Source organism: Tsukamurella pseudospumae, from assembly GCF_001575195.1.
Lineage (GTDB): Bacteria > Actinomycetota > Actinomycetes > Mycobacteriales > Mycobacteriaceae > Tsukamurella > Tsukamurella pseudospumae.
The window spans coordinates 675,832-690,945 of the sequence record NZ_LSRF01000058.1; the positions used below are offsets into that span (position 1 = coordinate 675,832).

At 67.8% G+C, this 15,114-nt stretch carries 9 protein-coding genes and 1 pseudogene; 9 read left to right on the forward strand and 1 reads right to left on the reverse strand.

Annotated elements, in window-relative coordinates; all coding sequences use genetic code 11:
* The first annotated feature begins 25 nt into the window (after positions 1 to 25).
* The 8 genes and pseudogenes from AXK60_RS21760 (at position 26) to AXK60_RS21795 (ending at position 13,010) form a co-directional block, all read left to right on the forward strand.
* Complete coding sequence (locus AXK60_RS21760; RefSeq protein ID WP_068574421.1) at positions 26 to 790, forward strand: hypothetical protein; 765 nt, start codon at positions 26 to 28, stop codon at positions 788 to 790.
* Positions 787 to 1,707: a hypothetical protein gene (locus tag AXK60_RS21765; RefSeq protein ID WP_068574424.1), complete on the forward strand. Its 921-nt coding sequence runs from the start codon at positions 787 to 789 to the stop codon at positions 1,705 to 1,707. Before AXK60_RS21760 ends, AXK60_RS21765 begins: the two co-directional genes overlap by 4 nt.
* Positions 1,703 to 2,188, forward strand: a pseudogene (locus tag AXK60_RS21770) (TIGR04338 family metallohydrolase); the annotation flags it as partial. The gene AXK60_RS21765 and the pseudogene AXK60_RS21770, both read left to right, overlap by 5 nt.
* 440 nt (positions 2,189 to 2,628) lie before the next feature.
* Entirely contained in the window at positions 2,629 to 3,159 is a 531-nt protein-coding gene (gene rplJ / locus AXK60_RS21775) for a 50S ribosomal protein L10 (RefSeq protein WP_068574427.1), read from the forward strand.
* Positions 3,160 to 3,258: 99 nt separating this feature from the next.
* The gene (rplL, locus tag AXK60_RS21780; protein ID WP_068574429.1) at positions 3,259 to 3,651 is read left to right on the forward strand and encodes a 50S ribosomal protein L7/L12; all 393 of its coding nucleotides are present in this window, start codon (positions 3,259 to 3,261) and stop codon (positions 3,649 to 3,651) included.
* Positions 3,652 to 3,838: 187 nt separating this feature from the next.
* Complete coding sequence (locus tag AXK60_RS21785; RefSeq protein WP_068574431.1) at positions 3,839 to 4,990, forward strand: ABC transporter ATP-binding protein; 1,152 nt, start codon at positions 3,839 to 3,841, stop codon at positions 4,988 to 4,990.
* A gap of 514 nt (positions 4,991 to 5,504) precedes the next feature.
* The gene (gene rpoB, locus AXK60_RS21790; RefSeq protein ID WP_068574433.1) at positions 5,505 to 9,023 is read left to right on the forward strand and encodes a DNA-directed RNA polymerase subunit beta; all 3,519 of its coding nucleotides are present in this window, start codon (positions 5,505 to 5,507) and stop codon (positions 9,021 to 9,023) included.
* Positions 9,024 to 9,053: 30 nt separating this feature from the next.
* Positions 9,054 to 13,010 carry a DNA-directed RNA polymerase subunit beta' gene (locus AXK60_RS21795; RefSeq protein WP_068574435.1) on the forward strand — a complete coding sequence of 1,319 codons (3,957 nt, stop codon included), beginning with the start codon at positions 9,054 to 9,056 and terminating at the stop codon, positions 13,008 to 13,010.
* Between the two features lie 456 nt (positions 13,011 to 13,466).
* Here the strand turns inward: AXK60_RS21795 and AXK60_RS21800 are convergent, their stop codons facing one another.
* Positions 13,467 to 14,339 carry a DUF559 domain-containing protein gene (locus tag AXK60_RS21800; RefSeq protein ID WP_175400089.1) on the reverse strand — a complete coding sequence of 291 codons (873 nt, stop codon included), beginning with the start codon at positions 14,337 to 14,339 and terminating at the stop codon, positions 13,467 to 13,469.
* A gap of 326 nt (positions 14,340 to 14,665) precedes the next feature.
* On the opposite strand from AXK60_RS21800, the gene AXK60_RS21805 reads away from it, so the two are divergent.
* Positions 14,666 to 15,091 (forward strand): DoxX family protein, encoded by a 426-nt coding sequence (locus AXK60_RS21805; protein WP_068574439.1) that lies wholly within the window; start codon positions 14,666 to 14,668, stop codon positions 15,089 to 15,091.
* The last annotated feature ends 23 nt before the right edge of the window (positions 15,092 to 15,114 follow it).

Below are 15,114 nucleotides of genomic sequence, written 5' to 3' on the forward strand. Positions count from 1 at the left end.
GTCGGGTCCCGGACCGTATCCGCCCGTGCCCGGTGGCCGCCCGGGCGGCTACGGAGGCCCCGGTCCCGGTTTCGGCGAGCCCGCGCCGAAGCCGCCGAACCGCGCCCTGTGGTGGGCCGTGGGTGTCGCGGTGGTCCTGGTCCTGGCCGTGATGGTCACCGCCGCCGTGGTCGTGGTGCGCAACCCGGCGTCGCACGGTACGCGGGCGGCACCGTCGACCTCCGCGGGCGCGAGCGCCCGGTCCGGGGCGGCCGCGGACTGCGGCAGCCCCGGGGAGAGCTCGACCACGCCCGTCACCGAGCGCGTCGTCGCCGGGCCCCTGTCGTTCCCGAGGTCCGCGGCGCCCGGGTGGACGCAGAACGGGTACGTGATCTTCGCCGAGAGCGCGCTGGGCGTGGGCCTCAAGCAGTCGATCGCCGGGCAGGGGTGGCAGGCGCACGTGGAGATCGGCCTCACCCACTTCGGGACGAAACTCTCCTCGGCGGAGGCATCGCGTCGGGTGATCGGGTGCATGGCGGCGGGTACGGGCTACGCCAGGTACTCGCCGCGCCTGGAGGCGCTCACCGAACCGGAGGCGGTGCGCGTCGACGGTGTGCCCGCTCACCGCGTCACGGCACGGATACTCGTCTCCAAGTCCGGGCTGAGTCTGGCGGGAGACGTGGTTACTGTTGTGGTGATCGACTCGGCGCCCCAGGCATACTTCGAGTCGGACACCCCGATCGGGGATACCGCCCTCGCGGCGGTGGCCCAGCAGGTCTTCGAGCAGCTCAAGGTGGCGAGGGACGTATGAGCAACCCGCAGGATCCGTACGGGCAGCAGCCCAACCCGTACGGGCAGCAACCCGACCCGTACGCACAGCCCGACCCGTATGCGCAGGGCGGCTACCCGTACGGCTACGGCCAGCAGCAGAACCCGTACGCACAGCAGCCCTATCAGCAGGGGTATCAGCAGCAGGGCTACCAGTACCCCGGCCAGGCGCCCCAGGGGCAGCCGCCGCAGAAGCCGAAGCGCACCGGCCTGTTCGTCGCGATCGGCGTGGCCGTCGTCCTGGTGATCGCGGTCGCCATCGCCGCTGTCGTCATGGTGATGAACTCCGGCTCGGAGGGCGGCGGTACCGCCGCGCCCACCACCAGCGCGGCCGCCACCACCAGCGGCGGCGCCACCGGAGCGAGCTGCGGAATGCCGGGCACGGGCCTGGCCTCCGACATCACCGACCGGGTCGCCTCCGGCCCGCTGTCCTTCCCCGTCTCGGCCGCTCCGGGCTGGGAGAAGGAGAGTTACACCGTGTACGCGCAGAGCATCGCCGCGGCGGGCCTGCAGAAGTCCACGGGCGACGGCCAGTCGTGGCAGGCCGGCGCGGAGGTCGGGCAGACCAACTTCGGATCCAAGCTGGACCCGAAGGACGCTGCGGCGCGGATGATCCAGTGCATCGCCGACGGCGCCGGGTACAACAGCGCCACGTCCCGTCGGGTCGAACAGAACGCGCCCGAGACGATCACGGTCGACGGCGTGTCCGCGGCCAAGGTCACCGGCAAGATCCTGGTCACGGCGCCGAACGTCACCGTCCCCGGTGACGACGTCACCGTCGTCGTGATCGCGTCCGCGCCGCAGACCTACGCCATGATCGTGATCCCGATCGGGCGGGACGACATGGCGGCGACGGGCAAGGCGATCCTCGATTCGCTGAAGGTGGCCAAGGACGTCTAGGGACGCACAGCGCGCCGCGGTCTACCGGGCGGAGGAGATGGTCCGCAGCCTGTTCGCCCATGCCGGGGCGGGGCGGACCGTCGACGTGCTCGGCGTGCCGCTGACGCTGCCGCCGGAGGCCCGGTTCGCGTCCGTGGAGTCGGTCCAGAGCTACGCCGACCGGGTACTCGGGCTCGGCGAGGTCCGTGTCCGGGCCCGCGCAGGCAGCGCGGGCGCGCACTACGAGAGCGGGAACGGCCGGACGCCGGTCGTCGCGGTCCCGGCCGGGCGCGACGGTGCCTGGGCCCTGCGGGAGCTCGTCGTCCTGCACGAGCTCGCGCACCACGTCGCCCTCGCGGCCGCCGGTCCCGGCGTCGACGGTGCCGCCCACGGCCCGTCGTTCACCGCGGCGTTCATCGAGCTCGCGGCGCGGGTCATGGGTCCGGAGGCCGGACTGGCGTTGCGCATCGTCTACACGGAGTCCGGCGTCGCGGTCGGCTGAGCGGGCGTTGCACAGGGGAGACCCGGCGTTTGGTGGGGGATTCGGCGCCGCGCGGGGGACAGCTGAGCCCCCACGAGACGCACGGCGTCCGGTAGGGGACGGACCGCGAAGTGGGGGATTCGGCGCGGCGCGGGGGACGACGGGGCGAAGCGGGGCCGGCGTCCCGACCGGCCCGGACCAGGGCACCGTCGGGGCGACGATTTGGCGAACCGGCGCACCGTCGGTACTCTGAACCCTTGGAATCCGGTGTCAACCGGATCGTTCCACCGAAGACCGTCGGTCGTCGGGCGTCAGCCCGATCGAAGGTCCGGCCCCGAGCCGGCGACCCACGCAGGAGGACGAGGATTCTTCATGAACCCCGTGCGCCCTGCGCCGGGGTTCTCGTCGTTTCTGGCCCGAACCTTCGGCCGTCGGTACGACACGTAGAGAGGAGGCGAAGTATGGCAAACGCCGAGAAGGTCACAGCAGTCGCTGAGATCGCCGAGAAGTTCTCGAAGTCCACGGCCACCGTGGTCACCGAGTACCGCGGGCTGTCGGTCGGTTCCATCACCGAGCTGCGTCGTTCGCTCGGGGCTGGTGCCACCTACTCCGTCGCCAAGAACACCCTGGTCAAGATCGCCGCGAAGGATGCCGGCGTCGAGGGCCTGGACGAGCTGTTCGAGGGTCCGACCGCGATCGCCTTCATCGAGGGTGAGCCGGTCGAGGCCGCCAAGGCGATCAAGAAGTTCGCCAAGGACAACAAGGCCCTGGTCATCAAGGGCGGCTACATGGACGGCAAAGCGCTGTCCGTGGCCGAGGTCGAGCGTATCGCCGATCTCGAGTCGCGCGAGGTGCTCCTGGCCAAGCTCGCCGGTGCCATGAAGGGCAACTTGGCGAAGGCCGCTGGCCTGTTCAACGCTCCCGCTTCGCAGGTGGCCCGCCTGGCCGCCGCGCTGCAGGAGAAGAAGGCAGCCGACGAGGCCGCCGCGTAAGACCGCTGATCCAGCGAACCCCCGCGGGCACCGCTCGTGGGAACCATCACCACCTTGCCTCGCGGATCAGCGAGCAAGACTGAACGGAAGGACGCCACCATGGCGAAGCTCACCACCGACGAGCTGCTTGATGCTTTCAAGGAGCTGACCCTGCTCGAGCTCAGCGAGTTCGTGAAGGCTTTCGAGGAGACCTTCGAGGTCACCGCTGCTGCTCCGGTCGCCGTCGCGGCTGCCGGTGCCGCCCCCGCGGCCGGCGGCGCTGACGCCGCCGCCGAGCAGGACGAGTTCGATGTCGTCATCGAGGCCGCCGGCGACAAGAAGATCCAGGTCATCAAGGTCGTCCGCGAGCTGGTTTCGGGCCTCGGCCTGAAGGAGGCCAAGGACCTCGTCGAGAGCGCCCCCAAGGCGATCCTGGAGAAGGTCGACAAGGAGGCCGCCGAGGCCGCCAAGGCCAAGCTCGAGGAGGCCGGCGCTTCGGTTTCGGTGAAGTAATAACCGAGCCGCACGTCAGTGCTTTTGACCGCCCCGTCGCCCAGTGCGACGGGGCGGTTCTCGTTTCCGGGTGCGAGGTGCGCCCGATTGGAACAGGTCCGGTACCGCGACCAGCGGTGACTGGGGTACTGTGCTCCCAGCGGTCTGTGGCGCGAGCCACACCTGGAAGCGACGAAAGGTCTCGACAGTGGGTGTCGAAGTAACTACCAAGAACCTGACGAAGTCGTTCGGGTCCCAGAACATCTGGTCCGACGTCTCGTTGACTCTGCCTGCGGGCGAGGTCTCGGTTCTGCTCGGCCCGTCGGGTACCGGTAAGTCGGTGTTCCTGAAGTCGTTGATCGGTCTGCTGCGCCCGGAGGAGGGCGAGATCATCATCGACGGCACGGACATCCTGACGTGTTCGAGTTCGGAGCTGTACGAGATCCGGAAGATGTTCGGTGTGCTGTTCCAGGACGGCGCGCTGTTCGGCTCGATGAACCTGTACGACAACACGGCCTTCCCGCTTCGTGAGCACACGAAGAAGAAGGAGAGCGAGATCCGTCAGATCACGATGGAGAAGCTCGAGATGGTGGGTCTGATCGGCGCGGAGGACAAGCTTCCCGGTGAGATCTCGGGTGGTATGCGTAAGCGTGCCGGCCTGGCTCGCGCGCTGGTGATGGATCCGAAGATCATGCTCGTCGACGAGCCGGACTCGGGTCTGGACCCGGTGCGTACCACCTACACCAGCCAGCTGCTGATGGACATCAACGCGCAGATCGACTGCACGACGCTGATCGTCTCGCACAACATCAACATCGCCCGCACGGTGCCGGACAACATGGGCATGCTGTTCCTCAAGCACCTGGTGATGTTCGGTCCCCGCGAGGTGCTGCTCACCTCGGAGGAGCCGGTGGTCAAGCAGTTCCTCTCCGGTTCGATGATCGGCCCGATCGGTATGTCGGAGGAGAAGGACTCGTCGCAGATGGAGGCGGAGGCCGCTCGCGTGGCGGCCGGTCACTCCGACGGTGGTGTGGACGTTCCGGATGAGATCGCGCCGCAGATGCAGCCGACGCCGGGTATGCCGCAGCGGCAGGGTGAGCTGCGTCGTAAGGCGCGTGTCCGGCAGATCCTGCCGACGCTGCCGCACAAGGCGCAGATCGCGATCCGCCGCGACCTGGGCGACGATCCCGCCGAGTTCGCGACCACGGTGCCGGCGCAGGTCGCCGCGCAGGCCCCGGAGACTGCTCCCGTGTCCATCCAGAAGGACTACTCGGGCGACGAGTCGCCCACGGGCGCGTACCCGACCACCCAGATCGACGAGAATCCGACCGACCACCTGCCCAAGGTCGACGGCCGCTAGGTCGACCACGGCGCACCGTCGAACACGGACATCGGACCGGCCCGGGGAAGCTCCCCGGGCCGGTCCCGTCGTCTCAGGAGTCGTTCAGGCCTCCTGCAGCGCGCGTTCAGCTCGTGGGCGCGGGCGATATTCGAAGGAAATCGGCGGTTTCGCTTGACGTGCGTGCGGATACGGGTCACAGTTATCGGCAGGACGCGACGTGCTCGTGTCCACGTGAGAGCATCATCGAGTGCACGCGGCCCGCAGAGGTAGCCAGCCCGGGGCCGGTGCGGCGGCGAGTCCGACCGGTGGTGCGGGTGTTCGAGAGAACGGCGCGCGTCGTGCTTGCGCGGGAGTCTCTCGGGGCTTAGTCTGGACTGCCTCTTGCGGGGTGGTCATTCCTCTGTTAATGTTGGACGTTGCGCTGGCTGCCTCCTGCCCATCTGAATATTGCCTCAGCGATTGAGGTCGTTATCTCTGCGGGTTGCCGTCAGCACAATTAGGCAACGTTACTAGTCACAGCAGAGGACGCATCTTGGCAGTCTCCGTCTCCAGCCAGACTCAGAACGATCAGAACAGCGCGGTGGTCCCTGGGGCCCCCAAGCGCGTCTCGTTCGCAAAGATCAAGGAGCCCCTCCCGGTTCCGGGACTGCTCGACCTGCAGATCGACTCGTTCGAGTGGCTCGTCGGCACCCCCGCATGGCGGGAGAAGGCCGCAGCGCGCGGTGAGGCTCAGCCCACCGGTGGTCTGGAGGACATCCTCGCGGAGCTCTCGCCCATCGAGGACTTCTCGGGCTCCATGTCGCTCTCCTTCTCCGATCCGCGCTTCGACGAGGTCAAGGCCTCGATCGAGGAGTGCAAGGACAAGGACATGACGTACGCGGCTCCGCTGTTCGTCACCGCCGAGTTCATCAACAACAACACCGGCGAGATCAAGTCGCAGACCGTCTTCATGGGTGATTTCCCGATGATGACGGACAAGGGCACGTTCATCATCAACGGCACCGAGCGCGTGGTCGTCTCGCAGCTGGTCCGTTCGCCCGGCGTCTACTTCGACGAGAACATCGACAAGTCGACCGAGAAGCCGCTGCACAGCGTCAAGGTCATCCCGGCCCGCGGTGCGTGGCTGGAGTTCGACGTGGACAAGCGCGACACCGTCGGCGTCCGCATCGACCGCAAGCGTCGCCAGCCGGTGACGGTGCTGCTCAAGGCTCTCGGCTGGTCCGCCGAGCAGATCCTCGAGCGCTTCGGCTTCTCGGAGATCATGCGCTCCACCCTGGAGAAGGACAACACGGCCGGCACCGACGAGGCGCTGCTCGACATCTACCGCAAGCTGCGCCCGGGCGAGCCGCCCACGAAGGAGTCGGCGCAGACCCTGCTGGAGAACCTGTTCTTCAAGGAGAAGCGCTACGACCTGGCCCGCGTCGGCCGGTACAAGCTGAACAAGAAGCTCGGTCTCCCGGCGAACTCCGACGGCACGCAGCCGCTGGTGCTCACCGAGGAGGACATCGTCGCGACGATCGAGTACCTCGTGCGCCTGCACGAGGCACCGTCGGAGCAGCTGACGTACATGACCGTGCCGGACGGTGGCGTCGAGGTTCCCGTCGAGGTCGACGACATCGACCACTTCGGCAACCGTCGCCTGCGCACCGTCGGCGAGCTGATCCAGAACCAGCTCCGCGTGGGCCTGTCCCGCATGGAGCGCGTTGTCCGCGAGCGCATGACCACGCAGGACGTCGAGGCGATCACCCCGCAGACCCTGATCAACATCCGTCCGGTCTCGGCGGCGATCAAGGAGTTCTTCGGCACCTCGCAGCTCTCGCAGTTCATGGATCAGAACAACCCGCTGTCGGGCCTGACCCACAAGCGCCGCCTGTCGGCGCTCGGCCCCGGTGGTCTGTCGCGTGAGCGCGCCGGCCTCGAGGTCCGCGACGTCCACCCGTCGCACTACGGCCGCATGTGCCCGATCGAGACCCCTGAGGGCCCGAACATCGGCCTGATCGGCTCGCTGTCGGTGTACGCGCGGGTCAATCCGTTCGGGTTCATCGAGACGCCGTACCGCAAGGTCGTCGACGGTGCCACCACCGACGAGGTCGTCTACATGACGGCCGACGAGGAGGACCGGTACTACATCGCGCAGGCCAACGCGGCCACCGACGACGCCGGTCGCCTGACCGACGACAAGGTGCTCGTGCGTAAGCGCGGCTCCGAGGTGGAGTTCGTCCCGGTCTCGGCCGTGGAGTACATGGACATCTCGCCGCGCCAGATGGTGTCGGTCGCGACGGCGATGATCCCGTTCCTCGAGCACGACGACGCCAACCGTGCCCTCATGGGCGCGAACATGCAGCGCCAGGCCGTGCCGCTGGTCCGTTCCGAGTCGCCGCTGGTCGGTACCGGTATGGAGCTGCGCGCCGCGGTCGACGCGGGCGACGTGGTGATCACGGAGAAGCCGGGCGTCGTGGAGGAGGTCTCGGCCGACTTCATCACGATCATGGCCGACGACGGCTCGCGCAAGACGCACCGCCTGCGCAAGTTCGCGCGCAGCAACCAGGGCACCTGCGCCAACCAGCGTCCGATCGTGAACGCCGGCCAGCGCGTCGAGGGTGGCCAGGTCCTGGCCGACGGCCCCTGCACCGACAACGGTGAGATGGCGCTCGGCAAGAACCTGCTCGTGGCGATCATGCCGTGGGAGGGCCACAACTACGAGGACGCGATCATCCTCTCGCAGCGCCTGGTGGAGGAGGACGTCCTGACGTCCATCCACATCGAGGAGCACGAGATCGATGCGCGCGACACGAAGCTGGGCGCCGAGGAGATCACCCGGGACATCCCGAACGTCTCCGACGAGGTGCTGGCCGATCTCGACGAGCGCGGCATCATCCGCATCGGCGCCGAGGTCCGCGACGGCGACATCCTGGTCGGCAAGGTCACGCCGAAGGGCGAGACCGAGCTGACCCCGGAGGAGCGGCTGCTCCGCGCGATCTTCGGCGAGAAGGCGCGCGAGGTCCGCGACACCTCGCTCAAGGTGCCCCACGGCGAGACCGGCAAGGTCATCGGCGTCCGCGTGTTCTCGCGCGACGACGACGACGAGCTGGCCCCCGGCGTGAACGAGCTGGTCCGCGTGTACGTGGCCCAGAAGCGCAAGGTCCAGGACGGCGACAAGCTCGCCGGCCGCCACGGCAACAAGGGCGTCATCGGCAAGATCCTGCCCGCCGAGGACATGCCCTTCCTGCCCGACGGCACCCCGGTCGACATCATCCTCAACACGCACGGCGTGCCCCGTCGTATGAACATCGGCCAGATCCTGGAGACCCACCTCGGGTGGGTCGCCAAGACCGGCTGGGACGTGCGCGACGAGAACGGGAACATCCCGGACTGGGCGTCGGCGCTGCCCGAGGAGATGTACAGCCAGCCCAAGGACACCAACACCGCGACCCCCGTCTTCGACGGTGCGCGGGACGAGGAGCTCGCGGGCCTGCTGGGCTCGACGCTGGCCAACCGCGACGGTGACGTCATGGTCGGTGCCGACGGCAAGGCGACGCTGTTCGACGGCCGCTCGGGTGAGCCCTTCCCGTACCCGGTGGCCATCGGCTACATGTACATCCTCAAGCTGCACCACCTGGTCGACGAGAAGATCCACGCTCGTTCCACCGGCCCGTACTCGATGATCACGCAGCAGCCGCTGGGTGGTAAGGCGCAGTTCGGTGGCCAGCGCTTCGGCGAGATGGAGTGCTGGGCGATGCAGGCGTACGGCGCCGCCTACACCCTGCAGGAGCTGCTCACCATCAAGTCGGACGACGTGGTCGGCCGCGTGAAGGTGTACGAGGCGATCGTCAAGGGCGAGAACATCCCCGAGCCGGGCATCCCCGAGTCGTTCAAGGTGCTCCTCAAGGAGCTCCAGTCGCTCTGCCTGAACGTGGAGGTCCTGTCGTCCGACGGTGCCGCCATCGAGATGGCCGACGGTGACGACGAGGACCTCGAGCGCGCTGCTGCCAACCTCGGCATCAACCTCTCGCGCAACGAGAACGCCTCGGCCGAAGACCTCGCCAACTAGTACCCGCCAACCGGACGAATTAGGAGAGAAGTGCTCGACGTTAACTTCTTCGACGAACTGAAGATCGGTCTGGCGACCGCCGATGACATCCGTAACTGGAGCTACGGCGAGGTCAAGAAGCCCGAGACCATCAACTACCGCACGCTCAAGCCCGAGAAGGACGGACTCTTCTGCGAGAAGATCTTCGGCCCGACTCGCGACTGGGAGTGCTACTGCGGCAAGTACAAGCGCGTCCGCTTCAAGGGCATCATCTGCGAGCGATGCGGCGTCGAGGTCACTCGCGCCAAGGTGCGTCGTGAGCGGATGGGCCACATCGAGCTCGCCGCGCCCGTCACCCACATCTGGTACTTCAAGGGCGTCCCGTCGCGCTTGGGCTACCTGCTGGACCTGGCGCCCAAGGATCTCGAGAAGATCATCTACTTCGCGGCCTACGTGATCACGGAGGTCGACGAGGAGCAGCGCCACAACGAGCAGTCCACGCTCGAGGCCGAGATCACCTCCGAGAAGAAGGTCCTCGCCGACCAGCGCGACGTGGATCTGGAGAACCGCGCCAAGAAGCTCGAGGACGACCTCGCCGTGCTCGAGGCCGAGGGCGCCAAGGCCGACCAGCGCCGCAAGGTCAAGGACGGCGGCGAGCGCGAGATGCGGCAGATCCGCGACCGCGCCGGCCGCGCCATCGACGAGCTGGACGAGATCTGGACGACCTTCGTCAAGCTCGCTCCGAAGGACATGATCGTCGACGAGAAGCTCTACCGTGAGCTGCAGGATCGGTACGGCGAGTACTTCAAGGGCGCCATGGGTGCCGAGGCGATCAAGAAGCTCATCGAGAACTTCGACATCGACGCCGAGGCCGAGATCCTGCGCGAGACGATCCGCTCGGGCAAGGGGCAGAAGAAGCTCCGCGCCCTCAAGCGGCTCAAGGTCGTCGCGGCGTTCCAGATGTCGGGCAACTCGCCGCTGGGCATGGTCCTCGACGCGGTGCCGGTCATCCCGCCGGAGCTGCGCCCGATGGTCCAGCTCGACGGTGGCCGCTTCGCCACGTCCGACCTGAACGACCTGTACCGTCGCGTGATCAACCGCAACAACCGCCTCAAGCGACTGATCGACCTCGGCGCGCCCGAGATCATCGTCAACAACGAGAAGCGGATGCTGCAGGAGTCCGTCGACGCGCTGTTCGACAACGGCCGCCGCGGCCGTCCGGTCACCGGACCGGGCAACCGCCCGCTCAAGTCGCTGTCCGATCTGCTCAAGGGCAAGCAGGGCCGGTTCCGCCAGAACCTGCTCGGCAAGCGCGTGGACTACTCGGGCCGTTCGGTGATCGTCGTGGGCCCGCAGCTCAAGCTGCACCAGTGCGGTCTGCCGAAGCTGATGGCGCTCGAGCTGTTCAAGCCCTTCGTGATGAAGCGCCTGGTGGATCTCAACCACGCGCAGAACATCAAGTCGGCCAAGCGCATGGTCGAGCGGCAGCGTCCGCAGGTGTGGGACGTCCTCGAAGAGGTCATCGCCGAGCACCCCGTGCTGCTCAACCGTGCTCCCACGCTGCACCGTCTGGGCATCCAGGCGTTCGAGCCGCAGCTCGTGGAGGGCAAGGCCATCCAGCTGCACCCGCTCGTCTGTGAGGCCTTCAACGCCGACTTCGACGGTGACCAGATGGCCGTGCACCTCCCGCTGTCCGCGGAGGCGCAGGCCGAGGCCCGGATCCTGATGCTCTCGAGCAACAACATCCTGTCGCCGGCGTCGGGCCGCCCGCTCGCCATGCCCCGTCTGGACATGGTGACCGGTCTGTACCACCTGACCACGCTCAAGCCCGAGGCGATCGGTCACTTCGTGGCCGCCGCCAAGGACCAGCCGGAGACCGGCGTGTACTCGTCCCCGGCCGAGGCCATCATGGCCGTCGACCTGGGCGAGCTGTCGATCCAGGCGCCGATCAAGGTGCGGCTCACGCAGCAGCGCCCGGCGGCCGAGGTCGAGGCGGAGCTGTTCGACGGTGCGTGGACCCGCGGTCAGGCCTGGACGGCCGAGACCACCCTGGGCCGCGTGCTGTTCAACGAGCTGCTCCCGGCGGACTACCCGTTCATCGACGAGCAGATGCCGAAGAAGCGTCAGGCCGTGATCATCAACGACCTGGCCGAGCGGTACCCGATGATCGTGGTCGCGCAGACCGTCGACAAGCTCAAGGACGCCGGCTTCTACTGGGCCACGCGTTCGGGCGTCACGGTCTCGATGTCCGACGTGCTCGTTCCGCCGAGCAAGAAGGACATCCTCGACCGTTACGAGGAGCGTGCCGACGGCATCGAGCGCAAGTACGCCCGCGGTGCCCTCACCTCGGGTGAGCGTCGCGACGCGCTGGTCGAGATCTGGAAGCAGGCGACGGACGAGGTCGGTAAGGCGATCGACGACTTCTACCCCGAAGACAACCCGATCACGATGATCCCGAAGTCGGGTGCCACCGGCAACATGACCCAGGTGCGGAACCTGGCCGGCATGAAGGGCCTGGTGACGAACCCGAAGGGTGAGTTCATCCCGCGCCCGATCAAGTCGTCCTTCCGTGAGGGCCTGACGGTGTTGGAGTACTTCATCAACACCCACGGCGCTCGTAAGGGTCTGGCCGATACCGCGCTCCGTACCGCCGACTCGGGTTACCTGACCCGTCGTCTGGTGGACGTCTCGCAGGACGTCATCGTCCGCGAGACCGACTGCAACACCACCCGTGGCATCGTCGTGCCGCTGGCGGAGGTGCAGGCCGACGGTTCGCTCATCCGCGATGCGCACGTCGAGACCTCGGCGTACGCCCGCACCCTGGCCGAGGACGCGAAGGACGCCGGCGGCAACGTCGTCGTCGAGCGCGGCCACGACCTGGGCGACCCGCAGATCGAGGCGCTGCTCGCCGCCGGCGTCGCCGAGGTGAAGGTGCGCTCCGTGCTCACCTGCACCACCGGCACCGGCGTCTGCGCCACCTGCTACGGCCGCTCGATGGCGACGGGCCAGCTCGTCGACATCGGTGAGGCCGTCGGTATCGTCGCCGCGCAGTCGATCGGTGAGCCCGGCACGCAGCTGACCATGCGTACCTTCCACCAGGGTGGCGTCGGTGACGACATCACCGGCGGTCTGCCGCGAGTCACCGAGCTGTTCGAGGCCCGTGTCCCCAAGGGCAAGGCCCCGATCGCCGAGGTCTCCGGCCGCATCCGCCTGGAGGACGACGACCGGTTCTACACGATCACCATCACGCCGGATGACGGCGGCGAAGAGGTCGTGTACGACAAGATCAGCAAGCGTCAGCGTCTCCGCGTGTTCAAGCACGAGGACGGCAGCGAGCGTCTGCTGGCCGACGGTGACCACGTGCAGGTGGGCCAGCAGCTCCTCGAGGGCGCTGCCGATCCGCACGAGGTGCTGCGCGTCATGGGCCCGCGTCAGGTGCAGGTGCACCTGGTCAACGAGGTCCAGGAGGTGTACCGGTCGCAGGGTGTGTCGATCCACGACAAGCACATCGAGACGATCGTTCGTCAGATGCTGCGTCGTGTGACGATCATCGACTCGGGTTCGACGGAGTTCCTGCCCGGCTCGCTCACCGAGCGCGCCGAGTTCGAGGCCGCGAACCGTCGCGTCGTGGCCGAGGGCGGCGAGCCCGCGGCCGGCCGTCCGGTGCTCATGGGCATCACGAAGGCCTCGCTCGCGACCGACTCGTGGCTGTCGGCGGCCTCCTTCCAGGAGACCACCCGCGTGCTCACGGACGCCGCGATCAACACCCGCTCCGACAAGCTGGTGGGCCTCAAGGAGAACGTCATCATCGGTAAGCTCATCCCGGCCGGTACGGGCATCAACAAGTACCGGAACATCCAGGTGCAGCCGACCGAGGAGGCCCGCGCGGCCGCGTACTCGGTGCCGACCTTCGACGACCAGTACTACGGTCCGGAGGGTGCGTTCGGCGCCCCGTCCGGCGCCGCGGTGCCGCTCGACGACTACGGCTTCTCCGACGGTTACCGGTGAGCTGAGTAGCTGAATTCGGCCCCCGCCCTGCGCAAGCAGGTCGGGGGCCGTTCTCATGTCCGACGGTGTGCTTCTGGCCGGCCGGTACCGTGCCCGACGGTGCTGTGGCCGGGCTGTGCGGAGGCATCGCCGCTCGCTTAGACCTCCTCACCTCGCCTAGCGGCTCGGCTCGTCCGATGCGCTCGTCGGCGATGCCTCCGCACATCCCTCGTCCGGCAGTCGGCTTGCGACGCTGGCGATAGTCGGCGGTGGTGCCTCCGCGCGTCCTTCGTGTGGCAGTCGGTTCGCGACGCTGCTGATATGTGGCGGTGCTGCCTCAGCGCATCTCTCATCCAACGGTTGGCTCCCTGCGCTGCTTGAATTGGCCGGCACTGTCGGTAGTCTGCGGTGGATCGAGTGGTCGGCGCCCCCATCGAGTCGTCGTGAGCACGACGTGAGCCGACTTCCCCAAGGTTGCTAGTGGTTTCGGTGATCGTGACCTGCGATTCGCCCGCCGATTCCGCTAGCAACCGTTTGGTCGGCGGCGTCGGTGGGCGGCTTCGCCGTGGCGCTCGCCGGCAGTATGAGGCGCGGCACGGTCGGCGGTGGGCCCGTCCAGCCGCGGTGTCGGAGTTCGGATTCGATGCGCGTGATGAAGGCCGCGAGGTCGCCGGTGAGCGTCTCGGATGTCACGCGAATGATCGCCCACTCGCGGCCGGTGATGGCGTTCCACCGCCGGATGTCTCTGCGCTGCTGTCGTATTGAGCGGTGGTACCCGCCGTCGTATTCGATGGCGATCTTGTGCTCACCGTCGCCCAGGTCGACGTGGTACCCGGTGCCGGGAACCGGCGCCTGCGGCGTGAAGAAGGTCAGGCCCGCGCGGTGCACGGCGAGGCGGGAGTAGGTCTCCCAGTGCGAATCGGCGCCCGTGCTCGATTCGGCGAGGACGGCGCGCACCCGGTTACCGCCGTAGAAGCCGGGATGGGCGTCGAGGTAGGCGAGGACCGCCTCCTGCGTGGTGACGGACCTGTCGTAGTCATCGACGCGCAGACACTGGTCGAACCCCGCGATCCCCTCGTCATCGGTGCTGTGGCGCGCGATGTCGGCAGCGGTGAGCGGCCCCGATGTCGCGCGCCGCCGCAGGACCCTCTCGATGTCCGCCTCGTCGAGCCGGCCGGTGCGGATGATGATGTCCTTGCGGCTGCGCTGCTGCGGCAGCCAGATCTCCGCCGGATGACCCTCGGTGTACAGCGCGCCGTGGAGCGCGGCGGCCGTCCAGCCGGTGAACACGGCCGCGGGGTAGGCGATGGCGAGCGCGTCGCGGACGTCTCTGGCGTTGGTGGACCCCACGCCGTCCTTCCGTAAGCCGTGCACCACCGATGTGGACTCGATGCGCACGGCGTGCGCGGTCCGAGCCTGGAGCAGTTCGCGCGTTCGGCGGATCACATCAATTGGACGCATCACCTCCGTCCGCGGTTCCCGGCCGACCGATTCCCAGCGGTTTCGGCGACGCCGACCTGCGATTCGCCCGCCGAAACCGCTGGGAATCCCATCCGCGGCTCACGTCGTGGACGCGATGTCGCCCGACGTAGCCATTGACGCAACCGATCGGTTGTGTGTACGGTGTGAACATTAGCTGATGTTCACGGCGTGAACACCGACTTGAGGAGCCGATCATGACCACAGCAACCGCCACCGACGCCACCGCCACCAAGCCGTGGACGGGCCGCTCGCGATCGTGGATCGCGGGGATGGTGCTCACCGTCCTGATCTGGGCGTTCCTGGTGTTCGACGTCGTCGGCAAGATCACGAAGCCACAGGCCGTCATCGACGGGACCACGGACCTCGGATTCCAGGAGAAGCACATCCTGGTGATCGGCCTGGTGCTGCTGGTCGGCGTCGTGTTGTGGACGATTCCGCGCACGGCGGTGATCGGTGCGATCTACCTCACCGGCTACCTCGGCGGGGCCGTCGCGATCAACCTGCGTGCCGAGCAACCGATCGCCGGATTCGTGCTGTCGGGCGCGTACGTGGGAGTGCTCATCTGGGTCGCCATGATCCTGCGTCGTCCCGAGCTGCGCCGCGCGATCCTCGGCCGGTAGGGCGCGCGCACGGGGCGGTCGGC